This window comes from Nocardia sp. NPDC047038, from assembly GCF_040644075.1.
GTDB classification, from domain to species: Bacteria; Actinomycetota; Actinomycetes; order Mycobacteriales; family Mycobacteriaceae; genus Nocardia; species Nocardia sichangensis.
Genome location: NZ_JBEYVQ010000007.1, coordinates 1 through 21,067 on the forward strand (window position 1 = coordinate 1; position 21,067 = coordinate 21,067).

The 21,067-nt window shown below is 68.6% G+C and carries 23 protein-coding genes and 1 pseudogene; 14 read left to right on the forward strand and 10 right to left on the reverse strand.

Going from position 1 to position 21,067, the window contains the following annotated elements:
• Nucleotides 1-296: 296 nt before the first annotated feature.
• Together ABZ824_RS22985 and ABZ824_RS22990 are read right to left on the reverse strand one after the other, a co-directional pair.
• Nucleotides 297-785: a GNAT family N-acetyltransferase gene (locus ABZ824_RS22985; RefSeq protein ID WP_356965253.1), complete on the reverse strand. Its 489-nt coding sequence runs from the start codon at nucleotides 783-785 to the stop codon at nucleotides 297-299.
• A 51-nt stretch (nucleotides 786-836) separates the two neighbouring features.
• Nucleotides 837-2,534 carry a GMC family oxidoreductase gene (locus ABZ824_RS22990; RefSeq protein WP_356965255.1) on the reverse strand — a complete coding sequence of 566 codons (1,698 nt, stop codon included), beginning with the start codon at nucleotides 2,532-2,534 and terminating at the stop codon, nucleotides 837-839.
• 159 nt (nucleotides 2,535-2,693) lie between these two features.
• Between ABZ824_RS22990 and ABZ824_RS22995 the strand changes: the two genes are divergently transcribed.
• The gene (locus ABZ824_RS22995) at nucleotides 2,694-3,200 is read left to right on the forward strand and encodes a phosphoribosyltransferase (protein ID WP_355080438.1); all 507 of its coding nucleotides are present in this window, start codon (nucleotides 2,694-2,696) and stop codon (nucleotides 3,198-3,200) included.
• 126 nt (nucleotides 3,201-3,326) lie between these two features.
• Here ABZ824_RS22995 and ABZ824_RS23000 read toward each other — a convergent pair whose 3' ends face one another.
• Nucleotides 3,327-3,731 carry a heme-binding protein gene (locus ABZ824_RS23000; protein WP_356965257.1) on the reverse strand — a complete coding sequence of 135 codons (405 nt, stop codon included), beginning with the start codon at nucleotides 3,729-3,731 and terminating at the stop codon, nucleotides 3,327-3,329.
• A gap of 492 nt (nucleotides 3,732-4,223) precedes the next feature.
• Here ABZ824_RS23000 and ABZ824_RS23005 point away from each other — a divergent pair, with 492 nt between their 5' ends.
• On the forward strand, nucleotides 4,224-5,150 hold the full coding sequence (locus ABZ824_RS23005) for an alpha/beta hydrolase family protein (protein ID WP_356965259.1): 927 nt from the start codon (nucleotides 4,224-4,226) through the stop codon (nucleotides 5,148-5,150).
• Nucleotides 5,151-5,201: 51 nt separating this feature from the next.
• Here the strand turns inward: ABZ824_RS23005 and ABZ824_RS23010 are convergent, their stop codons facing one another.
• Nucleotides 5,202-5,792 carry a TetR family transcriptional regulator gene (locus ABZ824_RS23010; protein ID WP_356965261.1) on the reverse strand — a complete coding sequence of 197 codons (591 nt, stop codon included), beginning with the start codon at nucleotides 5,790-5,792 and terminating at the stop codon, nucleotides 5,202-5,204.
• A 72-nt stretch (nucleotides 5,793-5,864) separates the two neighbouring features.
• Between ABZ824_RS23010 and ABZ824_RS23015 the strand changes: the two genes are divergently transcribed.
• Complete coding sequence (locus ABZ824_RS23015) at nucleotides 5,865-6,677, forward strand: class I SAM-dependent methyltransferase (RefSeq protein ID WP_356965263.1); 813 nt, start codon at nucleotides 5,865-5,867, stop codon at nucleotides 6,675-6,677.
• Nucleotides 6,678-6,808: 131 nt separating this feature from the next.
• A complete protein-coding gene (locus ABZ824_RS23020; protein ID WP_356965265.1) occupies nucleotides 6,809-7,564 on the forward strand; it encodes a ZIP family zinc transporter in 756 nt (251 codons plus the stop codon).
• A gap of 32 nt (nucleotides 7,565-7,596) precedes the next feature.
• On the opposite strand, the gene ABZ824_RS23025 is transcribed toward ABZ824_RS23020, so the two are convergent.
• Nucleotides 7,597-8,052, reverse strand: coding sequence for a MerR family transcriptional regulator (locus ABZ824_RS23025; RefSeq protein WP_356965267.1), 456 nt, complete (start codon nucleotides 8,050-8,052; stop codon nucleotides 7,597-7,599).
• Nucleotides 8,053-8,077: 25 nt separating this feature from the next.
• Here ABZ824_RS23025 and ABZ824_RS23030 point away from each other — a divergent pair, with 25 nt between their 5' ends.
• On the forward strand, nucleotides 8,078-8,788 hold the full coding sequence (locus ABZ824_RS23030; protein ID WP_356965269.1) for an SDR family NAD(P)-dependent oxidoreductase: 711 nt from the start codon (nucleotides 8,078-8,080) through the stop codon (nucleotides 8,786-8,788).
• A gap of 36 nt (nucleotides 8,789-8,824) precedes the next feature.
• Here the strand turns inward: ABZ824_RS23030 and ABZ824_RS23035 are convergent, their stop codons facing one another.
• Entirely contained in the window at nucleotides 8,825-9,751 is a 927-nt protein-coding gene (locus ABZ824_RS23035) for an AMP-binding protein (protein ID WP_356965271.1), read from the reverse strand.
• Between the two features lie 168 nt (nucleotides 9,752-9,919).
• Here ABZ824_RS23035 and ABZ824_RS23040 point away from each other — a divergent pair, with 168 nt between their 5' ends.
• Nucleotides 9,920-11,206, forward strand: coding sequence for a helix-turn-helix domain-containing protein (locus ABZ824_RS23040; RefSeq protein ID WP_356965272.1), 1,287 nt, complete (start codon nucleotides 9,920-9,922; stop codon nucleotides 11,204-11,206).
• An 89-nt stretch (nucleotides 11,207-11,295) separates the two neighbouring features.
• Here ABZ824_RS23040 and ABZ824_RS23045 read toward each other — a convergent pair whose 3' ends face one another.
• Nucleotides 11,296-12,147, reverse strand: a complete 852-nt coding sequence (locus ABZ824_RS23045) for an EamA family transporter (RefSeq protein WP_356965274.1) — start codon at nucleotides 12,145-12,147, stop codon at nucleotides 11,296-11,298.
• A gap of 2 nt (nucleotides 12,148-12,149) precedes the next feature.
• Nucleotides 12,150-12,668, reverse strand: coding sequence for a MarR family transcriptional regulator (locus ABZ824_RS23050; RefSeq protein WP_356965276.1), 519 nt, complete (start codon nucleotides 12,666-12,668; stop codon nucleotides 12,150-12,152).
• 151 nt (nucleotides 12,669-12,819) lie between these two features.
• Between ABZ824_RS23050 and ABZ824_RS23055 the strand changes: the two genes are divergently transcribed.
• The 8 genes and pseudogenes from ABZ824_RS23055 (at nucleotide 12,820) to ABZ824_RS23090 (ending at nucleotide 19,526) form a co-directional block, all read left to right on the forward strand.
• Entirely contained in the window at nucleotides 12,820-13,272 is a 453-nt protein-coding gene (locus ABZ824_RS23055; protein WP_355080459.1) for a hypothetical protein, read from the forward strand.
• 200 nt (nucleotides 13,273-13,472) lie between these two features.
• Entirely contained in the window at nucleotides 13,473-14,879 is a 1,407-nt protein-coding gene (locus ABZ824_RS23060) for an MFS transporter (RefSeq protein ID WP_356965278.1), read from the forward strand.
• Between the two features lie 9 nt (nucleotides 14,880-14,888).
• Nucleotides 14,889-15,884, forward strand: a complete 996-nt coding sequence (locus ABZ824_RS23065; protein WP_356965280.1) for a sigma-70 family RNA polymerase sigma factor — start codon at nucleotides 14,889-14,891, stop codon at nucleotides 15,882-15,884.
• Between the two features lie 72 nt (nucleotides 15,885-15,956).
• Nucleotides 15,957-16,592, forward strand: a complete 636-nt coding sequence (gene lipB / locus ABZ824_RS23070) for a lipoyl(octanoyl) transferase LipB (protein WP_356965281.1) — start codon at nucleotides 15,957-15,959, stop codon at nucleotides 16,590-16,592.
• 320 nt (nucleotides 16,593-16,912) lie between these two features.
• Nucleotides 16,913-17,341 (forward strand): annotated as a pseudogene (locus ABZ824_RS23075) (FAD-dependent oxidoreductase); the annotation flags it as partial.
• A gap of 249 nt (nucleotides 17,342-17,590) precedes the next feature.
• Nucleotides 17,591-17,785, forward strand: coding sequence for a hypothetical protein (locus ABZ824_RS23080; protein WP_355080467.1), 195 nt, complete (start codon nucleotides 17,591-17,593; stop codon nucleotides 17,783-17,785).
• Between the two features lie 217 nt (nucleotides 17,786-18,002).
• Nucleotides 18,003-18,983, forward strand: coding sequence for a DUF5996 family protein (locus ABZ824_RS23085; RefSeq protein ID WP_356965282.1), 981 nt, complete (start codon nucleotides 18,003-18,005; stop codon nucleotides 18,981-18,983).
• Nucleotides 18,984-19,283: 300 nt separating this feature from the next.
• Nucleotides 19,284-19,526 carry a hypothetical protein gene (locus tag ABZ824_RS23090; protein ID WP_356965283.1) on the forward strand — a complete coding sequence of 81 codons (243 nt, stop codon included), beginning with the start codon at nucleotides 19,284-19,286 and terminating at the stop codon, nucleotides 19,524-19,526.
• A gap of 64 nt (nucleotides 19,527-19,590) precedes the next feature.
• Here the strand turns inward: ABZ824_RS23090 and ABZ824_RS23095 are convergent, their stop codons facing one another.
• Nucleotides 19,591-20,142: a dihydrofolate reductase family protein gene (locus tag ABZ824_RS23095; RefSeq protein ID WP_356965284.1), complete on the reverse strand. Its 552-nt coding sequence runs from the start codon at nucleotides 20,140-20,142 to the stop codon at nucleotides 19,591-19,593.
• 137 nt (nucleotides 20,143-20,279) lie between these two features.
• Nucleotides 20,280-20,867: an NAD(P)H-dependent oxidoreductase gene (locus ABZ824_RS23100; protein ID WP_356965285.1), complete on the reverse strand. Its 588-nt coding sequence runs from the start codon at nucleotides 20,865-20,867 to the stop codon at nucleotides 20,280-20,282.
• Nucleotides 20,868-21,067 lie beyond the last annotated feature (200 nt).

Below are 21,067 nucleotides of genomic sequence, written 5' to 3' on the forward strand. Positions count from 1 at the left end.
TTCGCGGCCCCTTTGTGGCTCGCGTCCGAGCGACCGCCGCTGGCGACTTCGTCGCGGACGCGGCGGCCGCTCGGACGCGAGCCGGGCCGCGAACGGCGGATGCTCGGTCTCGCTTCGCTCGAAAGACGTGGTGGAGGTGCGCGGGGCGCGTCGGTATCAATGCTGCGACGTCGCGCGCGGTTGAAGTGACCGGGCGGCGCGTGGTTTGCCGCTCATGCAGTCGCATCTCGGACGCGAGCCGGGCCGCGAACGGCGCATGCTCGGTCTCGCTTCACTCAGTCGCGGAGACACTGGCTTCAGCCGCAGCGAATCCAAGCGGTGGCCTCGTTGCCGTTCAGGGCGTAGTCGATTCCGCGTGCGGTCAACAGGCGGAGTACGGGAATGTTGTCCGGCGTCGTGCTCACGAACAGCCCCGAGTAGCCCTCGGCGGTTGCCCGCTCGATCAATGCGGCGAACACGGCGGTGCCGATTCCCGTGCCTCGGCGGGAGCGGCCGAGCCAGACTCCCGCCTCGGCTGCGCCGTCCGAGGCGGGCAACCGGCACAGTCGTGCCGCGCCGACCACCTCGCCGTCCACCCGTATGCCGTAGGTCGACTCGACGGGCTGCTCCGCCAGCGCGCGGCCGCGGTGGAAGGCTCGGAAATCCGCCTCTCGGTCGGCATTCCAGCTCGCGTCCGGCGCTTCCACCGGCATGACCTCGCCAGGATGCGCGTCGGCCACCGCGGTGTGCAGCAGATCGGTGAGCAACGCTTCGTCGAGCGGTTCGAGGACGACATGGCGGGGCATGCGCCGATCCTGGCACTGGGACCGGCCGCACGCGACCGGTTTTCCGCCCGCTCAGACCGGGGTGATCGGCAGGCGCAACGCGCCGGGCGCGGCGACCGGAACCACCGGGTTCTTCGGCTCGATCGGCGCGAGCCTGCGGTAGGCCGTGCCGAGAGGTGGACGCAGGTCGTCCTCGCCTTTGTTCGGCCACAACGACATGGCGCGTTCGGCTTGGGCGGTGATGGTCAGGGATGGATTCACGCCCAGGTTCGCCGAGATGGTGGAGCCGTCGGTGATGTGCAGGCCGGGGTGTCCGTAGACCCGGTGGTAGGCGTCGACGACGCCCGACTCGGCCGAGTCGCCGATGGCGCAGCCGCCGATGAAATGGCCGGTGATCGGGATATTCATCAGTTCGGTCCAGCCACCCTGCGGCAGGCCGCCGATCTTCTCCGCGATGCGCCTGGTCACCTCGTGTCCTTCCGGAATCCAGGTCGGCGGTGCGGCGCCGTCGCCCGGCTTGGTCGTCATGCGCCTGCCGAACAAGCCGCGCTTGGTGTAGGTGACGATCGAGTTGTCGACGTTCTGCATGACGAGCACGCCGATGCTGCGCTCGGACCAGCGGCGGGGGTTGTGCAGCCGGACGAGGTGGCGGCGGTGCGCGATCAATTCCCGCACGCCCAGCCACCAGCGCGCCCTGCCCTCATGCCCGTCCACGAGCACGGTGGCCAGCAAACTCATCGCATTGCTGCCCTTGCCGTAGCGGACCGGCTCGATGTGGGTGTGCTCGTTGGGGTGGATGGACGAGGTGATCGCCACGCCCTTGGTGAAGTCGGTGTCCTTGCGCAGCGACCGCGCGGCCAGCACGGCTTCGGAGTTCGTGCGGGCCAGATGCCCCAACCGCGACGAGACGTGCGGCAGACTGCCGTTCTCGCGTAACCGGTGCAGCAGTTTCTGGGTGCCGAGCGCGGCGGCCGCGAAGATCACCTGGTCCGCGATGAACGTCCGCTCGCCCTTGCGCGCCCACCGCCCGGTCCGCACCGTCCGCACTTCGTAGCCGCCCTCCGGTCGCGGCCGCACGTCCGTCACCGTCGTCAGCGGATGCACCGTGGCTCCGGCCTTTTCGGCCAGGTAGAGATAATTCTTCACTAGTGTGTTCTTCGCGCCGTGCCGACAGCCGGTCATGCACTCGCCGCAGTGGGTGCAGGTCGAGCGCGCCGGTCCGACGCCGCCGAAGAACGGGTCGGCGACCTGCTTTCCCGGCCGAGAACCGTTGTCCGCGAACAGAACCCCTACCGGCGTGCGTCGATAAGTGTCGCCGATGCCCATGTCCTGCGCGACTTCGCGCAGGATTCGATCGGTCGGAGTGGTCGCCGGATTCTCGGTCACACCGAGCATTCGCTTCGCCTGGTCGTAGTACGGCGCCAGCTCGGAACGCCAGTCGGTGATGTGCGCCCACTGCTGGTCGCGGTAGAACTTCTCCGGCGGCTCGTACAGCGTGTTGGCGTACACCAGCGACCCGCCGCCGACTCCCGACCCGCTCATGATGAACGTGTCGTTGAGCAGGGTCATCCGCTGGATGCCGTAGCAGCCGAGTTTCGGCGCCCAGAGATACTCGCGCAGATGCCAGGAGTTCTTCGCGTACTCGTGGTCGGCGAACCGCCGGCCCGCCTCGAGCACGCCCACCCGGTATCCCTTCTCGGTCGCGCGCAGCGCGGCGACGCTGCCGCCGAAGCCGGAACCGATGACGAGCACGTCGTAGTGGCTGTCCATGCGCTCGAGCGTATGGCGGCGAACACACCGGCCGGACGAGAGATACGGACGTGATATCGAGATTTCCGGCCATCTTGCCTCCGGCTTCCCATGGCAGTGAGCAACCGCCCGGGAAACCTGGGCGGCCACTCGTATGCTCGCTGCGTCGCGTCCAGCGAGATGGGAGAGCCTGTGACGGATCGCGAAGTACTGACCTGGGAGTCGTTCGGTTCCGCGAGCCGGGAACTCGCGGCGACCATCGCCGCTGACGGCTTCGAGCCCGATCTGATCCTCTCGATCGCCCGGGGCGGGCTGTTCGTGGCGGGCGCACTCGGCTACGCCCTGGACGTGAAGAACCTGCACGTGATGAACGTCGAGTTCTACACCGGCGTCGACCAGCGCCTGGAGTTGCCGGTGATGCTGCCGCCGGTGCCGCAGGCGGTGGATCTGGCAGGCGCCACCGTGCTGGTCGCCGATGACGTCGCCGACACCGGCGCCACCCTGAAGCTGGTGCGCGACTTCTGTTCCGGCAAGGTCGCCGAGGTGCGCTGTGCGGTGATCTACCAGAAGCCGTGGTCGGAAGTCGACAGCGAATACGTGTGGCGGCGCACCGACCGGTGGATCAATTTCCCGTGGTCCACCGAGCCACCGGTGGTGCGACGGCAGCCGCGCGCGCTCGACGCCTGACGCTGGGCATGCCCGCCTCGGTCGCAGCGGCCTCGAAGGCGCGCAGGACAAGCCCCGTCCGGTCGCTTCCGGTGGGCTGCCGCCGAAGAACGCGCGCCGTGTCACCGGATGGAGGGCAGTGAGCGATCAATTCAGTTGAGCGACAGCGATTGCGCCGATCTTGTGATCGGTGATCGAGGAGGCCGCGCCGGATACTCCCAGCGCACCGAGGACCGTACCGCGGATCCGGATGAGGACGCCACCGCCGTTGGGCACCAGTGCGTGGGCGTCCGGTCGCCGAGGTTCGCCGAACAGCGACTGCTCTCGCGGCGCGGTGGTCACGTGCACGGTGTCGAACCCCAGCGCGATGGCCGCCTCCGCCTTGTGTTTCGCGATTGCGCTCGCCCGCGCAGGCGCACCGTCCATCCGCGCGACGGCCACCACGATTCCGCCGGGTTCCACCACTGCCAGCGACACGGCCTCGCCGAGTCCGGTCGCCGCCTCGCGGGCCGCGGCGAGGACCGAGTCTGCCTGGTCGAGCGAGATCGCCATGCGACCATTCTCGCCCCGCACCGGATCGGCAGCGCGCAACGGCCCGGTCCTACTGCGGGATCCCGACGACTGGGCTCCCGGTCGCGACACGCCGCATTTCGAACGCGCCGAAGGTACGTCGCATAGCAACTGTCGAGCTACCATCAGAGCGAGGCGCTCACCAGCGTTTCCCCGACCGGCGATTCGTCGCCCGACCGGGCCACAGCAGCCGGCCGACGTCGGTGCGCTGCCCACACCACTCGCACCGGTGGGCAGCCCGGACTTCCCAGGTTTGACTGGAATGGATCCGGTAGCCAATACGGCGCAACGTAGGATGAATTCGCGATCATGGGCGCGGAGGCGCATGCCGGGAAAGCGAATCGTACTGAACTACAAACGAATTGGATCTCGTTTTCGAGCGAGGAACGGGTAGGAGGTATGCGGGTGGGCGCAGCGGCGCGGTCTGGAAAGCAGCGGGGTATTCGCGGTCGAATGAGGAAGACCGGCGCTGTCATGGCAACAGCCGTGCTCATGTCGTCCCTCGGCGGGGCCGTCGCTACCGCCGCGCCGATCCACGCGCCGATATTGCGCGCACCGGCGCGCGGTTTCAGCGAGCTCTCCGTGCCGTCCAGCATGGGACCGATCAAAGTCCAGGTCCAATGGGCGGCTCGCGGCGGAAGCGCGGCGCTCTACCTGCTCGACGGCCTGCGCGCGCCCGCCGACCACAGCCAGTGGACGACCGATACCGACGCCTTGGCCCAATTCGCGGACGACAACGTCACCCTGGTGTTGCCGGTCGGTGGCCACTCGAGCTTCTACACCGACTGGTACCAGCCGAGCAGCACGAACGGCCAAGAGACGACGTACAAATGGGAGACCTTCCTCACCCAGGAACTGCCCGCCTACCTACAGCGGTTCGGCGTATCGCGAACCAACGATGCCGTCGTCGGCGCCTCCATGGGCGGCAACGCCGCGCTGATCCTGGCCGGATACCATCGCAACCAGTTCAAGTTCGCCGGATCGTTCTCCGGGTTCCTGCACCCGACGTTCCCGCTCTGGAACGAAGCGATGCGCGCCGCCATGCGGGACGAAGGCAATTTCAATGTGGACGACATGTGGGGGCCGGTCGGGGACCCGGCCTGGAGCCGCAACGACGCCACCGTACAGGCCGAATTGCTGCGCGGACTGCCGATATACGTCTCGACCGGCAACGGGCTGCCCGGCCCGCTCGACGTGCCGTTCGGAGTCGGGAACACGGTCAACGCGATGGGCCTCGAGTCGATGACGACGATCGCCGCCCAGATGTTCCGTGATCGGCTCGCGGAACTCGGGATGACCGCCCGCGTCGACACCGTCGACGGGACACACACCTGGCCCTACTGGCAGCAAGCACTCGCGACCGCGCGTCCGATGATCCTCGACGCGCTCGGCGCGCACTGACCGAGCCCCGACGCCGAGCACCGGGCCGGAGACTTCACCTCGGCGCTCGCACTAGCCGGACAGCACCCCCACGACGACCGCCCTCACCGCGCCGCCGACCGCCTCACGCGAGGGCGGACCGGCGTCCCGATCGGCGAACAACAGGTGCGCGGTCCCGATCAGCATGGGGGCGAGCGAGTCGACGTCGGCGGTCGCGGCGATCCGGCCGAGGTCGCGTTCGGCGGTGAGGTACCCGGCGATCATGGCGGTCGCTTCCGCGAGGACGGGGACGCCGGTCGGCCGGTCGCGGCGCAGGCGTGCGCGCAATTCGTCCCGGAACGTGATCAAGCCGACGATGGCCGTGGTGACCGGGCCGAACACGTCCGTCAGCGCGGCGGTGAGGTGCTCGACCACGGCGCCACTCCCGGCGGATTCCCGCAGAGCGGCGGCCCGTCGCTCGATCTCGACGATACGGGCGGTCACCAGTTCGGCGAGGAAGTCGTCGAAGTCGGTGAAGTGCCGGTGCAGAACGCCTTTGGCGCAGCCCGCCTCCGCGGTGACCGCCCGGCTGGTCAGCGCGCTCGGCCCGTGGCGGAGCAGGATCCGGTCGGCGGCGTCGAACAACTGCTCGCGCACGTCGCGGAGGGCGACTCCGGTGGGCATACGGGTGCCTCTTTCTGTTCGGATCGAGCCCACCCGTTGCCGAGTGGGCGCATGCCCATTTAAAGTGGGCGCATGCCCACTATACCTTCGCCGGAAGAAACGCCGCACCGGCACCGGCAGATCGCGGAGTCCTTCGGGGTGAATGCCGAACGCTACGACCGGACCAGGCCCAGCTATCCCGAAGCCCTGATAGAGCACATCGTTTCCATCAGTCCCGGGCGCGCGGTCCTGGATGTCGGCTGCGGCACCGGTGTCGAAGCCCGGCAGTTCCAGGCGGCCGGTTGCACGGTGCTGGGAGTCGAACCGGATCCGCGGATGGCGGAATTCGCACGGGGCCGAGGGTTGGAGGTCGACGTGGCGACCTTCGAAACCTGGGACAGCGCAGGCCGCGTCTTCGATGCGGTCATCGCGGGAACGGCTTGGCACTGGGTCGATCCGGTCGCGGGGGCGGCGAAAGCGGCGGAGGTTCTGCGTCCCCGAGGCGTGCTCTCCGCATTCTGGCATGTGTTCCATCTCCCGACCGAGGTGGCGGAAGCGTATGGCGTGGTGTACCGGCGGGTGGCGCCCGACTCGCCGTTCACCCTCCAGCCGGGCACGCGAGCCTTGGAGGTGTACCGGCAGATGCTGGACAAAGCAGCCGAAGGCATCCGGGAGACCGGTCGATTCGAAGATCCACTGGAATCGAGTTTCCAGTGGGAGCGCACCTACACCCGCGACGAGTGGCTCGATCAACTTCCGACGCACGGCTCCATGACCCGCCTCCCGGAGGACAAACTGACACAAGTGCTCGACGGTGTCGGCGCGGCGATCGATGCGATGGGCGGGAGTTTCACCCTGCCCTACACGACGGTGGCGATCACCGCGACGCGCACCGCCACACCCTGACCCGATGCGCCGCCCCTTCCCCCGCTATTCCTGGGCTTCGTTTCCGTCCCGGCGGGTGCGGGTAGCTCGGACAGGTGGCCGGCGATGATCCGCGCTGGTCGACGCGTTCCGAGCGGTGAGGAGACGGTTGAGTGTCGGGGTTGTGGGCTGCGGGCGGATGGGGATTACTGGCCGGATCCGCCCTGCTGATAGGCGCTCTGGTGGGATTCTGGGCGCGCGTTCCCACGAAGATCGTGGCCAGTGTGATGGGATTCGGCAGCGGAGTACTGCTTTCGGCGGTGTCGTTCGAGTTGATCGCCGAGGCGCACGAGAAGGCCGGATTGCTGCCCACCGCCCTCGGCGCGGTGGGCGGCGCGGGGATCTACACCTTGGCGAATGTCGCCCTCGCCCGCCGCGGCGCCCGCCACCGCAAGCGCTCGGGAGACCAGCAACCCAGCGAATCCGAGCAGTCCGGCTCGGGCACGGCCATCGCGTTGGGCGCGCTGCTCGACGGTGTACCGGAGTCCATCGTCATCGGGGCGAGTTTGCTCGGCGGCGAAACCGTCAGCGCGGTCACCGTGGCCGCGGTGTTCATCAGCAATATTCCCGAAGGGCTGTCCAGCGCGGCCGGTATGCGCCGTGCGAACCGCAGCCCGCGCTACGTGTTCGGCTTGTGGGCTGGGATAGCGGTGATCAGCGGTGTGGCCGCCATGGCGGGCTACGGACTGCTCGGTGACGCCGCGCCCGCCGCGCTGGCCGCGATCACCGCACTGGCCGCGGGCGCGATCCTGGCCATGATCACCGACACGATGATCCCGGAGGCCTTCGAGGACGCCCATCTGTGGGTCGGAATGATCACGGTGGCCGGGTTCCTCACCGCCTTCGCCCTGTCCCAGCTCGACCATTAGCCCTGTGGTGCAAGCATTTCGGAGCCGATTGCTCAGCGTGCGTCGGCTCGGCGGTCGGGCGCCCACAACCGATCGGCGTCGCCAACGGCGAGCCTGCCGCGGTAGACGTCGATCTTGTGGTCGATGAGTTCGAGGTTCTCGTGCAACTCGGCGATCTTGGCTGCCACCTCGGCGCGATGCGCCTCCATGAGGGCGAGCCGTTCGGGTTCGTTGCCGCGCCCGGCGGCGACGAGTTCGGCGTAGCGGCGGATGGTTTTGATGGGCATGCCGGTGGCCCGCAGCTTGGTGCAGACGGTGATCCAGTCCAGGTCCAACTGCTGGTAGCGCCGCCAGCCACCGGCCGCGCGATCGACCGGGGTGACGACCAGGCCCGCGCGTTCGTAGTAGCGCAAGGTATGCACGCTGACCCCCGTCCGCCTGGCGGCCTCGGCGATGCTCATACCTTCCTGTGGCGGACCGGATTCCGGCTGCGGCTTGACTTCGAGCACGCTCTAGAATTTAGCGTCCGTGATCATGACGACAACATTGATCACCGGAGCGAACAAAGGTCTCGGTTTCGAGGCCGCCCGCCGGCTCATCGCCGCGGGCCACACCGTCTACCTCGGAAGCCGGGACGTCGAGCGCGGACGCCGGGCCGCCGAACAGTTGGGGGGACGGACAGTCCAGCTCGACGTCACCGATGACGTGTCCGTAGCGGCCGCCGTCGCGGCCATCGAAGCCGACGGCGGCCTGGACGTGCTGGTCAACAACGCGGGTATCGCCACGGAATGGACCGCGACCAACACCGTGATCGGCGCCGCGGACGTGACCGCGGACCTCATGCGCCGGACCTTCGAGACGAACGTATTCGGCACGGTGCGCGTCCTGCACGCGTTCCTCCCTCTGCTACAACGTTCCACCGCCCCGGTCGTGGTGAACGTCAGCAGCGGGCTGGCCTCGCTGACCCGGGTCAGCGATCCCGGCAGCCGGGCGTACGCCTACCCGGGCGTCGCATACCCGGCATCGAAAACCGCGGTCAACGCGATCACCGTGCAGTATGCGAAAGCGTTTCCGAACATCCGGATCAACGCGGTGGAGCCCGGCTTCACCCAGACCGATCTGAACGGGAACACCGGCCTGCAGAGCGTCGAGCAAGGCGCCGAGATCATCGTGCGGATGGCGCGGCTGGGCCAGGACGGCCCCACGGGGGGATACTTCGACGCCGACGGCGCCCTGCCCTGGTAGCCGAACGTCGGTCGTGCGGTGCTCACCCGTGGCGGGTCAAGACACGACGGACGCGCGGTTCGACTCCCCTGCCGCCGGTGAACGGATCGCGTGGGCCCGCGCGATGACCTCCTTCAGCCCGTATCCGTTGACGATGGGTACACCAAAGCGGTGTTCGAACCTGCTTCGTAGTTCACTTCCCGCCGGTGCCGCACAGCACAGGGCGAAACGCACCGACGAGGTGTCCCACCGCGCCCGGCCGGGCAGATCGGTCAGTGCCGCGTACAGGCTCGGGAAGGCGGAGGAGTAGGTGGGCCGGATTCGCTCGACCCGTTCCAGGAACGACTCCGGGTCCAGCGGGCCTGCCAAGGTAGTGCGACCTCCCGCGACCAACGGCGACAGGGCGCCGAGCAAGATGCCGCAGAGCTGCCGCATCGGCAGCGTCGACAGGCAGTGGTCGGCATCGGTGAGGGCGAAGACCTCGATCACGAATCGGCACATGGCCTCCAGGTTCCGGTGATCGAGCATCGCCCGGATGCCGCCGCCGTAGGTGATCAGCGCCAGCGCCTCCCCGCCGGGCCGCGCCGCCGGTGTCGGGTCGCGTTCCGCCGCGCCGAGCGCCGCGGCGGGCAGGACCCGGACCGGAGCGTCGATCGCCGACGGATGCTCGATGACGATGAGGACCTCGGGGTCCGCGTCGATTATCCGCTGACTCACCTCCTCGTCGGACGCCGTCGGGTCGATCACGGCGGCCGTGGCGCCCAGGCGCCAGATCGCGAACAGCGACACCACCAGGTCGACGGCGCCGGGCAGCATGGTCGCGACGACATCGCCGGTCGTGACGCCCGCGGCGCGCAGGCGGGACGCGGCACGCTGGACGGCGGACAGGAATTCGTTGTTGTTCAGTTCGATGCCGCCAGCGGCAAGTGCTGGTGCCTGCGGGGCGGCTGCGGCGCGACGGTCCGGAAGAGTGGAAAGCATCATGCGATGTCCTCGGCAACGGCGTAGTTGTTCGATAACAACGGTAGGAAGCGGAGCTCCTCTCGCCACCGTCGCGCAAGGATCAAATTCGTCGTCTGTCTTGTCGCCGGGAGACAATATCGACCCGCGAGATCCGCCGCCGCGCGCACGGCGAGGTAATACGATCGGCTCGTGACGAGTTCTCGTCGCAACGGTGAAGCGGAGGTCGACCGTTGTATCGCGACGATCGCCGCCCGCATGAACGAGCGGGTGACGGACGTCAGCGCGAGCATCCATTGCGCGCTCGAGGAAGAGATACCCGAGCTGCGCGCGGATGTCCACACCGTCGAACTGCTCGGGGCCAGTGTGCAGGGAAACGTCGACACCCTGCTGTACGCGCTGCGTCACGACATCCCCGCCACCCGCATCCACCTGCCGTCGGCGGGCACGGAGTACACGAAGCGTCTGGCGCAGCGCGACGTCCCGCTCAACGCCCTGGTGCGCGCCTATCACATCGGACAACGGCGGGCGACCGAACTGATCTTCGCCGAGTTGCAGGCCGCCGACGTCGGGCCGGTCGATCGATTCGTCGTCGGCCGGGCCATCGCCACCCGACTGTTCACCTACCTCGACCAGGTGATCCAGGAGGTCGTCGCGGTCTATGAAGGAGAGCGGGAGCAGTGGTTGGACACCCGCAACAGTGTGCGAGCGCTCTGTGTGCGCGAGCTACTGAAGGGGAAGGAGTCCGTCGACGTCGACAGCGCCACCGAGCAGATCCGTTATCCCCTGCGTTGGCATCACCTGGCGCTCATCGTCTGGTATCCCGACACGGAAGCCCACGGTGACGAACTGGCCGAGCTGCAACGGTTCGTTCGTGGGTCGGCCGAGACCACGGGAACCTCCGGGCAGCCCCTCTTCGTCGCCGACGATCAGCTGAGCGGCTGGGCGTGGCTGCCCTACCGTTCGGCACGACCCGATGCCGTCGCCGATATCCGCGCATTCGCGGCCGCGCAACGCGACGCCCCGAACGTGGCGATCGGCACGATGGTCCCGGGCCTGTCCGGGTTCCGCCGATCTCATCGCCTGGCTCAGGACGCACGCACCGTAGCGCTGGCGGGGGCGGACACCGAACACCGGGTGGTCGCGGCCGAAGACCCCGGATTGTCGGTCGCGGCCCTGCTCGGTGAGAGCATCGCGGAAGTCCGGGAATGGGTCGGCGACGTGCTGGGCGACCTGGCCTCCGACACCGACAACGACGCGCGGCTGCGCGACACGCTCCAGGTCTTCCTGCGCACCGGATCGAGCTACAAGGCAGCCGCCGCGGAACTCGACCTCCACTCGAACTCGGTGAAATACCGGGTGGGCCGGGCGGTTTCGCGACGCGGCAAGCCCATCGCCGAAGACCGGCTGGACGTCGAGCTCGCACTGCTCGTCTGTCACTGGTACGGACCGGCGATACTGCGACCCGGTACGGCGTGACCCGGCTGCCCGGAACTCAGCGGCGCAGCGCTATGCGGGACAGCTCCACGGGACCGCGCACGGCGTAGAGCCAGGTTGCGAGTCCGTCTTCACGATGTGGCGATGACAATGCTGGCGGCCGAGGCGGCGACCAACCCGATGATCTGGCTGCTGTGCAATCGCTCCCGCAGCGCGGTCACGCCGAGTACCACGGGGACGATCGGGTAGAGCGAGGACAACACGACCGCCACGGCCAGGTACTCGGTCCGCGTGGCGAAGAGATAGGACACGAGCGCGGCGGCGGCGAGGATGCCGGAGAACACGGCTGTGAGATCGGCCCGATGTCCAGGGCCTGGCGCGGTATCCGAGGATTTGGATGCCAGCGTCCATGCGAACGCAGCAACGAGAACGACGGCCGCCGCCCGGCCCGCGGTCACCGGCCAGATACCGGAGGCCGGGGCGGCGCGAGCCAGTGCGAGGTATTGCACGGCGATGCCGACACCGGCGATCAGCCCGTCGCCGACAGCGGACCTGGCATTCGGGCCGGCGCCGGTCGCACCGCCCGCGACGAGCCAGAGCGCGGGCACAGCCATCGCGATACCCGCCCATACCGACGCCGCCGGACGCTCACCGAGCAGAGCGGTTCCGAGCAGAACCGGCAGTGCGGCGCCGCCCACGGCGCTGATCGGAACGACCACGGACATCGCGCCGCGGCTGATTCCGCGGAACAGGAAGGTCATCGCGATACCGGTGCCCACTCCGGACAGCGCTCCCCAACCGAGATCGGCGGGATGGGGCTCGGCGGGAAATACCAGCAGGCCTGCGAGCGCGGTGAGGGCGAGCCCGCCGAGTTGGCCGAGCAGTGCGACGCGTGCGAATCCGACTCGGCGGGACGCGGTTCCACCCCAGAAATCCGACAGGCCATAGCTCAACGCGGACATCAGCGCCAGAAGCGTCCCCATGATCAGGCCTTCCGTTCGCGCTCGGCCTGTCCCACCGGACACACCGCGGATCGCGTGCAGCCCGCGCGGTCGCACAATCTGCACAGCACATTCGAATCGCCGATCTCCCCGTACAGCCGGGCCAGCAGTTTCGCAAGCAGGCTCGTCATGGCTTCGCGCTCCGCGTCGTCGAGTGCGGATACCAGCTCGGCCAACGACCGGGCGCGGGCGGCGAGGATTCGGTCCGCGGTTTCCCGGCCGGACGGCGTCAGGTTCACGCTGACCAGCCGTCCGGCGCCGGGAGAGCGGCCGACCAGTCCGGCGGCCGCGAGCGAATCGACCATGCGAACGGCCGCGGATTGCGTCAGCCTGACCCGTTTGCCCAGGTCGGTGACGCTGATGCCCGGCGATTCCATGAGCGTCACCAAGGCGGCCGCGCTACTGCCGCTCACCGCACCGGCGCCGTGCACGTCGGCGAGCATCACGTCGTTGATCGCAAGCGCCGCTGCTCCGAGCAGGTTCTCCAGGCGAGCATCATGCATGACTCATGCATAACATCCGCCGACGGGTCGCTGTCAACCCTTCACCCGGCCGCGCGGTGTGCGGAGTGAGACGATCAGGAATCGAGAAGCGCTGGTCAGCGCGCTGCCGTTAGCGTTGGGACGCGAGCCGTTCACACGCAGAGGAGGACTCATGAACTGGGACAGACGGATAAGGCAGACGCACCGGTGGCTGGCCGTCATATTCACGGCGACCGTCGTCGTCACGGTCGTCGCCTTGGCGCTGAAGGGGCCCGTGTGGGTCTCCTACGTGCCTCTGCCCCCGCTCGCCTTGCTTCTCTTCTCCGGTCTCGGCGTATTCGGACTGTCGTGGTCCGCCGAGCGGCGCGGCCGGGCGGCCGGGAACACCTCGCCGCGGCGGGTCGTGCCCGCACCGCGGGTCCGGCAGCTGCATCGCTGGTCGGGTATCGGCTTCGTCGCGACCGTTCTCGCCACTTTCGTCGCCTTGGCGCAGGAGGAACCGATCGTCTGGGTGTCCTACCTGCCGCTGCTGCCGCTCGCTCTGCTGCTGTTCTCCGGCCTCTACATGCTGGTGTTGCCGCTTGCCGTGCGACGTCGGCGCGCCGGTCGCCTCGCCACGTCCTAGTCGGCCGGGGCGGGCGCGGGCGGCGCCGAGCCCGGTGGAACCCGGGGGGCAACTCCGGACGACGCTTCCGAAGCGGGGCTCCTGCCGGCCGCTCGTACGTGCGCGATCGGCACGAAACAAAGTTTTCTCCGAACCTGCGATGAATCGGGGCGGCGGCGCCGGTATGTACCGGCGAACCCATCGGAGGAGGACTTTCGCCCATGAGAACGACCACGGGACAGCGCTGGGTACTCGCGCTGACATCGGTGGCCGCGTTGATGATCATGCTGGACGCGCTGGTCGTCACCACTGCCCTGCATGCGATCCAGCTCGACCTGCGCGCCTCGCTGGCCGAACTGGAGTGGACCGTCAACGCCTACACCTTGAGCTTCGCGGTGCTGCTGATGGCGGGCGCGGCGCTCGGCGAGCGATATGGACGGCGCCGCGTACTGGTCGCGGGGGTGCTGCTGTTCTCGGCGGCCTCGGCCGCGTGCGCCTCGGCGCCGAACCTGGGCTGGCTGGTCGCCGCCCGGGCGGTGCAAGGTGCCGGCTCGGCGGCTGTCATGCCGGTCGGTATGGCGCTGCTGTCGGCCGCCTTCCCGCCCGCGCAGCGCACCCGCGCGCTCGGGCTTTTCGCGGCGGTGACCGGCCTGGCCACGCTCGGCGGCCCGCTGGTCGGTGGCGCGGTGGTGGAGGGCTCGACCTGGCAGTGGATCTTCTGGCTGAACCTGCCGATCGCCGCCTTGCTCGTGCCGCTGATGCTGACCCGGCTGCCGGAGAGCCGTGGCGAGGCACGCGGACTCGATCACCTTGGCATCGGGCTGGCCTGCGCCGCCGCGCTGGGCTCGGTGTGGGGCCTGCTGCGCGGCGACGAAGCGGGCTGGGGCAGCGGCGAAGTCGTCGCCGCGTTCCTGCTCGCGGCGATCGCGCTGGTCGCGTTCGTACGCTGGGAGCTGCGCACCGCGACCCCGCTGATCCCGATGCGGCTGTTCGCCGCGCGCGGCTTCTCGGTCGGCAACGCGGTGGGCTTCCTGCTGTTCGGATCGATCTTCAGCGGGGCGTTCTTCTTCGCACAGTTCCTGCAGACGGTCCAGCACCACGGCCCGCTCGGCGCGGGAGTGCGGCTGGCGCCCTGGACGATCACCTTGTTCCTCGTCGCTCCCGTGGCGGGCAAGCAGGTCAACCGCTTCGGGGAACGGCCGCTGGTGGTCGTGGGACTGCTGATGCAGGCCGCGGGCTACGGCTGGCTCGCGCTGACGGCCGGGCCGCAGTTGTCCTACCCGGCCATGGTCGCGCCGTTCGTGCTCTGCGGTGTCGGCGTCTCGATGGCCATTCCCGCCGCCCAGAGCGCCGTGCTGCGTTCGGTGCCCTCAGCGGCGGTCGGTGCGGCGTCGGGCACCTTCAACACCTTGCGCCAGCTCGGCAGCACGTTCGGGATCGCCTTGCCCGCAGCGGTTTTCGCGACATTCGGTGGACTCGGATCCGCCGCTGCGTTCAGTGCCGGATTCGCCGCGGCGATCGGCACGGCGGCGCTGCTGGCGCTGATCGGCGCCGCGCTCGGGCTGCTGCTACCCGCGGGCGCGCCCGTCGCGGCACGCTCCGACGCGCAGCCGGTCGCGGCTCGGTAGGTTGCGGCCATGACGATCGGCGCCGACTTCACGGCCGAGACGATGGCCTACCGGCCGGAGTTGCTCGCGCACTGCTACCGCATGCTCGGGTCCGTCCACGATGCCGAGGACCTGGTGCAGGAGACCTTGGTGCGGGCCTGGCGTGCCGCCGACCGGTTCGACGAGCAGCGGGCTTCGCTGCGCACCTGGCTGTACCGGATCGCCACCAATGCCTGCCTGACCGCGCTCGAACAGCGTGGCAGGCGGGCCTTGCCCACCGATCTGAACGGACCGGCCGCCACTCTCCAGACCCGGCCGGCCCGGCATCCCGAAGTATCCTGGCTGGAACCGATTCCCGACGCGCTGCTCGGCGACTCGGCCGATGATCCGGCGACCGTGGTGGCCGCGCGCAGCGGCATCCGCCTGGCCTTCATCGCCGCGCTGCAATATCTGCCCGCCCGCCAGCGCGCGGTGCTCATCCTGCGCGACGTGCTCGCCTGGTCCGCCGCAGAGGTCGCCGACCTGCTCGGCACCTCCCCCGCCGCGGTCAACAGCGCGCTGCAACGCGCCCGCGCCCAGCTCGAGAAGGCTACCCCCATGATCGATCGGACGTCCGAGTCGTTGAGCCCCGGTGAGCGCGCGATGATCGACCGCTACGTCACCGCTTTCGGCAACGGCGATATGGACGAGTTGAGCAAGCTGCTGCGCGACGACGTGGTGCTCGAAATGCCGCCCGCCCTGTTGTGGTTCGCGGGCCGCGCCCACGTAGTGGGTTTCTTCGCGGCCAAGGCGGCCCGGGACGGCGACACCTGGCGCGCGGTGCCGACAGCCGCCAACACCCAGCCCGCCGTCGCCTATTACCTGCGCGACGCGGACGGGACCCACCGCGCGCACTCCATCCACGTTCTCGGCACCACGGATACCGCCATAGAACGCATCACCGTCTTCCTCGGCGACGAATTGTTCCGGCCGTTCGGGTTGCCGACGGTGCTTCGACGGCCGAACGAGAACTCCATACCGGAGTGATGCTCGGTGCGGACGACTGCACAGGCGATGGGGTCGAATTCCCGGTGCGGCGGGGAGCGATATCGTCGGAGCATGCGAGCCCGGCCGTTGACTTTGATCCAGGACGACCTCGTCGACTACGACAAGGCCATGGAACGCATGGGAGAGCTGGTCGAAGAACGCCATAGCGGCGCGCGGCCGGACACCCTGTGGCTGCTGAGCCATCCGCCGGTCTACACCATCGGGCGGAAGACGCCGCAGGAGCACCTGCCGGACCCGGCACACGACATCCCGGTCGTGCAGACCACCCGCGGGGGCCAGCTCACCTATCACGGTCCCGGCCAGCTGGTCGGCTATCTCATCGTCCGGCTCGATTCCGGCGAAGGGGTGGTGGACTACATCCGCGAGGTCGAGTTCCGCCTGATCGAGGCACTCGGCCGGTTGGGCGTGCCCGCCGAACGCCACGACACTCCGCCCGGCTCCGAACTGCTCACCGGCGTGTGGACCAGGCACACCGGCCGCAAGATCGTCTCCATCGGCATGCGCCAGAGCCGAGGGATCACCAGTCACGGCTTCGCCCTCAATGTGAACGGCGACCTCGAGCCATGGCACTGGGCCGTCGCGTGCGGGCTCCCCGACGTCGATATGTCCTCCGTGGCCAGGGAATCCGGCGCGGCCACCATGGAGCAGGTGCGCTCCATGGTCGCCACCGCTTTCGAGGCGAGCTGAACTCCGCCCGCGAACGATCCGCCGCTCGCGGCGGCGACCTCGACGGCTGATCGCGCTCGTGGTCGACAGCCGCGCCACCTCGGAGCGGCGCTCCATCAGTCCGCCGAGCAGGCTACCCAGCTGCGCGCGGCCTGCTGCTGCCGAGATGCTGCCGGATTTGTTCCAGAACCACGAACTCCGTTGGGGAGTCACGAAACGGCGACGCGACCGGATCGACAGAGAGCTACCCGCATCCATCCGCACACCGGACCCGGCGCAGGCGGACCGCCGAACGCCGCGACGAAAGTAGCCCCGACACAGACGATTACGACCAGGATCGTGCCGTCGCCGACGGCGACACTTTCCGCTACCACCCCGGCTTCGCCGGTCCCGAGGTCGACGCGCTGAACCGGGAGCAATCGCAGACCGCGACCGCCGCAGAGCATGCGATGCAACTGCTGTGCGTCCAGCGCCTGGACGGCGGATTGACCATCGGCGACACCCACGAGTACACCGAGCCGTTCGCATTCGACCTGGACGACGCTCCTTACGAGCACCTGACGTCGGTGACCGAGGAGTTGCTGGGCCGCAGACTGCCACCCGTGGTGCGTCGCTGGGCAGGCGTGTACAGCCAGAGCGCCGATCCCGGCGCCGCGGTCACCCGCGTACGAGCCGAACGCCATGTCTGGGTGATCACCGGACCCGGCGGTCGCGGCATGACCCTCGGCCCCGTCCTCGGCGAGGAAACCGCCGACCTACTGGAACTCTGAGGAACGGATTCTGGTTCTGCTGGGACGGTTTCGAGGCCGGGCCGCGCCGCGGTGAGCGGTGCGGGAGGGCGCGTCCGGTCGCGCCATTATGCGTTACCAGACGTATCCCAAATTCCGTGTGCCCGGGTGCTGGCACACCACGAAATCCGCGCGTCGATTCGCGCAGGCGCACGCGACGTGTGAAGAATGCTCGCAATCACGAAAGTAATTGTCCGCCTGGGGATAACGCGCCATATGGAGCGGACGGGGATGACTGGAGAAATAGCGGTGGTACTGCTGTGGGTGGTGATCGTTGCCATCGTCGTGGTTCTGCTCGGCGGTGCGGCCGCGGCGATGGTGTGGGATCCGAATCCCCGCCGGAAAGCACGGGCGACCGATCGGAGCGCAGCGCTGCCGTTGGCGGGCATGCCATCGCCGCACGACAGGTGGCCCCGGCGATCTTGACGCTTCGCCCCGCCGCGAGCCGTTCCTTCTGGTCCGCCGAGCCGATCGGTCCGAGCTGCCGCCACAGCCCGCGATGTTGCCAAACAGTTGCCAACCGCTTGGCATGTTCTGCTTCACGACGTAGGCGCACCGGGTACGGTGGGCGCTGCGCTGCGCCTTCGCAGGCGTCCGCGTGCGGCACTGGCACCGAGAATCCCGAGACGACGGAGGTGCGGCAGTGACAGGCTCAGAAACCGCGCCCGAGCCGTGGCCGGTGTTGCGCGTCGATGACTGGACTCCCACACGGGAGACGCTGCACATGTGGACGCAGATCATCGGCAAGATCAGGCTCTCACACACCCCGCTGGTCAACCATTGGTGGCAGGTCACCTTCTACGTCAGCCCGAGAGGGCTGACCACCTCCGCCATTCCGCACCCGGCGGGATGCTTCGACATCGAATTCGATTTCCTCGATCATCGACTGCACATCCGGTCCAGCGACGGCCGCAGCAGGCAGGTCGCGCTGGAACCCAAACCGGTAGCGGTTTTCTACGCCGAAACCGTCGCGGCGCTAGAGGAACTCGGGATTCCGGTGCGAATCGAGGCCAAGCCCAACGAGGTCGAACTCGCCATCCCGTTCGCCGACGACTACGAACATCGCTCCTACGACGCCGCGGCCGCCACCTTGTTCTGGCGGCAACTGCTGGCCGCCGACCGGGTCATGCACGAGTTCCGCGCGCGCTTCATCGGGAAAGTGAGTCCGGTGCACTTCTTCTGGGGCGCGATGGACTTGGCGTGCACCCGTTTCTCAGGGCGGGCGGCTCCGCGACACCCGGGTGGCGCGCCGAACTGTGGCGACTGGGTCATGATCGAGGGTTACTCACACGAACTGAGCAGTTGCGGCTTCTGGCCTGGCGGCGGGTCGGAGGGCGCCTTCTACGCCTACGCGTACCCGGAGCCCGCGGGATTCGCCGAACACCCGGTCGGCCCGCGAGAAGCCTTCTACAGCCGGGAGAACGGCCAGTTCCTCCTGCCGTACGAGGCCGTTCGCACCGCCCCCACCCCGGAACGCGCGCTGCTCGAATTTCTCGAGACGACCTACGAGGCCGCCGCCGATCTGGGCCACTGGGACCGCGCCGCCCTGGAAGCCGACCCGGACCGCTGGAAGCACAAGCGCCGAGCGCACGAGATGGGCACGCCACGGCCGCCGGGCGAGTGATCCGGCATGGCGCCGCCCGTCGCCGATTCCTTCGGGGCGAGGGCGTGACGCCCGCCTTCTACGGTCCGCGAGGACATATGGATCTACCGTTGAGTGACCCGCACAACGGCACGTTGGTCAGAGTAGAGATTTCCTCGACCGCGAGGACAACTTGATCAAAGCCGCAGTTCACAGCCCGTTTCGCGACACATAGCTTCCCACCGATGGGAACGCGCTATCCGGTGGATCACCGATGAATGTATCGTTATATGACGGCACGTTAATCGACGGGATGAACTAATGCACAACACCAGCAAGCGCGTGACAGTGCGTCGAGTGGTGGCCTCGGCGCTGATCGGCGGAGCGGTCGTCATGGCGGCGGCAGTCGCTTCGCCCGAAACCACGGTGACCACCACAGCCGACCGGTACTCCCACAACCCCGCCGACAAGCGCGGTTCCGGAGTGGGGGAGCGCGCCCGGAGCAGCAACCACGGCGGATACCAAGGGCGCAACGAGCGCCCGTGCCAGTACACCCCCGAGGGCTACTGCACCGGAGGGCGTTGATACCCATACCGGCGGCGAGCCGGATCGCCCGGGCGGCCCGAACGGGCCGCCCGTCCGCGTGCGATCAGCCCTCGGCCGGACCGTAGGACAGGTGGACGACGCCATTGGCGTAGACCTCGTGCTCTTTGAGCGCGAGCTTGGTCGCGTCGACGCCGTCGCTCCACAAGCGCTTGCCCTTCCCGAGTGCGATCGGGTAGACGAACAGGTGCAGCTCATCGATCAAGCCGTCGGCGAGCAACGCCCGCACCAGTGTGCCGCTGCCGCTGATGTAGATGACGCCGTCGATCTCGTCCTTCAGCTTGCGGATGACCTCCGGGTCGTAGGCGCCGACGCGGGTGCTGTTGGCCCACTCCACCTGCGGCTCGCTCGCACCGACGACGTATTTCGTCGTGTCGTTGAAGAACGGCGCCCCCGGGTCGTCCTCGACGGTGCGGGTCGACCAGGCCGGTGCGAACATCTCGAAAGTGGTGCGGCCCAACAGGATCGCCTTGGACGCCGAGGTGATCGCCGCGAGGGTCTCCCCCATCTTCGGGTCGAACCCGTACTCGAAGGTCCAGGACGGATCCTCGTACACGCCGTCGAGGGCGATGAACTCGTGGACTGCGATGGTTCCCATGTTTTTCCTTTCATCGGGTGCGGCGGTCGCCGGATGCGGCCCGGTGCCGCTGTCGACAACGACTCTGCTGGCCGCGCCTTACGGTTTGTTTACGGTCGGTCCGTCGTTTCGGGCGAACCGGTGTTCGAGGTTGCTTTCTACCGCACGAACGGCGTTTCGGCCCGCGCCTGGCGCAAGGCGCGGGCCCACCACATGAGCTGGTCCAGCGTGGCGTCGACGGCCTCGTCGAGTTCCGCGTCGCGGCGCGGCCAGCTGCCGTCGCTCGCGAAGCGCTGCCAGACCTTGGTCACGGTGACCGTGCGGCGGATGGGGACCGCGTTCAGTTCGCCGAAGACGGGACGCAACTGGGCGGCGGCGTGACCGCCGTCGGCGTCACCGCCGTATCCCACCACCGTCACCGGTTTGCCGGCCCACTCCGCGTCGAACCAGTCGACGGCATTCTTCACCGCGGCCGGAAAACTCCGGTTGTACTCCGGAGTGACCAGGACGAACGCGTCCGCGGCGGCCAGCCGTTCGCCGAGCGCGCGGACGGCGGGCGGTAGCGGCTCGTCGGGATCGGGTAATCGATCGGGCAACCCGGTCTCCGCGAGATCGATCCGGTCCACGTCGATATCGCGGCGGCGGCCCAGCCGCCCGGCGAACCACTCCGCCACCGTGGGGCCGAAGCGACCTGTGCGGGTGCTGCCCACGATCAGCGCCACCCGTACCCGGCGGGGTCCCCTCATCGCACGTCCCGCACCGGTGGCGCATCGGCTCCCGGCCTCGTGTGTCGATCGGCGTCGCCCGGCACCCGTCGCTGTCCGGGTACCGGGTGCACCCTGCGGTCCCCGCGCGGTCTGTTCAGATAGGCAGACGCCTCCTCGATAGGACTCTCACCACCGCTGATTCGACGTGCGATAGTCGCGATGAGTGGCATATCGTGCTC

What these genes read in the sequence shown, in the direction of transcription:
- ABZ824_RS23010 (WP_356965261.1), bottom strand. Translation starts at nt 5,792, where the DNA reads ATGCCCACCGGAGTCGCCCTCCGCGACGTGCGCGAGCAGTTGTTCGAC.
- lipB (WP_356965281.1), top strand. Translation starts at nt 15,957, where the DNA reads ATGCGAGCCCGGCCGTTGACTTTGATCCAGGACGACCTCGTCGACTAC.
- ABZ824_RS23045 (WP_356965274.1), bottom strand. Translation starts at nt 12,147, where the DNA reads ATGGGGACGCTTCTGGCGCTGATGTCCGCGTTGAGCTATGGCCTGTCG.
- ABZ824_RS23080 (WP_355080467.1), top strand. Translation starts at nt 17,591, where the DNA reads ATGACTGGAGAAATAGCGGTGGTACTGCTGTGGGTGGTGATCGTTGCC.
- ABZ824_RS23035 (WP_356965271.1), bottom strand. Translation starts at nt 9,751, where the DNA reads ATGATGCTTTCCACTCTTCCGGACCGTCGCGCCGCAGCCGCCCCGCAG.
- ABZ824_RS23055 (WP_355080459.1), top strand. Translation starts at nt 12,820, where the DNA reads ATGAACTGGGACAGACGGATAAGGCAGACGCACCGGTGGCTGGCCGTC.
- ABZ824_RS23050 (WP_356965276.1), bottom strand. Translation starts at nt 12,668, where the DNA reads ATGCATGATGCTCGCCTGGAGAACCTGCTCGGAGCAGCGGCGCTTGCG.
- ABZ824_RS23015 (WP_356965263.1), top strand. Translation starts at nt 5,865, where the DNA reads ATGCCCACTATACCTTCGCCGGAAGAAACGCCGCACCGGCACCGGCAG.
- ABZ824_RS23060 (WP_356965278.1), top strand. Translation starts at nt 13,473, where the DNA reads ATGAGAACGACCACGGGACAGCGCTGGGTACTCGCGCTGACATCGGTG.
- ABZ824_RS23005 (WP_356965259.1), top strand. Translation starts at nt 4,224, where the DNA reads ATGGCAACAGCCGTGCTCATGTCGTCCCTCGGCGGGGCCGTCGCTACC.
- ABZ824_RS23065 (WP_356965280.1), top strand. Translation starts at nt 14,889, where the DNA reads ATGACGATCGGCGCCGACTTCACGGCCGAGACGATGGCCTACCGGCCG.
- ABZ824_RS23000 (WP_356965257.1), bottom strand. Translation starts at nt 3,731, where the DNA reads ATGGCGATCTCGCTCGACCAGGCAGACTCGGTCCTCGCCGCGGCCCGC.
- ABZ824_RS22985 (WP_356965253.1), bottom strand. Translation starts at nt 785, where the DNA reads ATGCCCCGCCATGTCGTCCTCGAACCGCTCGACGAAGCGTTGCTCACC.
- ABZ824_RS23095 (WP_356965284.1), bottom strand. Translation starts at nt 20,142, where the DNA reads ATGGGAACCATCGCAGTCCACGAGTTCATCGCCCTCGACGGCGTGTAC.
- ABZ824_RS22995 (WP_355080438.1), top strand. Translation starts at nt 2,694, where the DNA reads ATGGGAGAGCCTGTGACGGATCGCGAAGTACTGACCTGGGAGTCGTTC.
- ABZ824_RS23100 (WP_356965285.1), bottom strand. Translation starts at nt 20,867, where the DNA reads ATGAGGGGACCCCGCCGGGTACGGGTGGCGCTGATCGTGGGCAGCACC.
- ABZ824_RS23030 (WP_356965269.1), top strand. Translation starts at nt 8,078, where the DNA reads ATGACGACAACATTGATCACCGGAGCGAACAAAGGTCTCGGTTTCGAG.
- ABZ824_RS22990 (WP_356965255.1), bottom strand. Translation starts at nt 2,534, where the DNA reads ATGGACAGCCACTACGACGTGCTCGTCATCGGTTCCGGCTTCGGCGGC.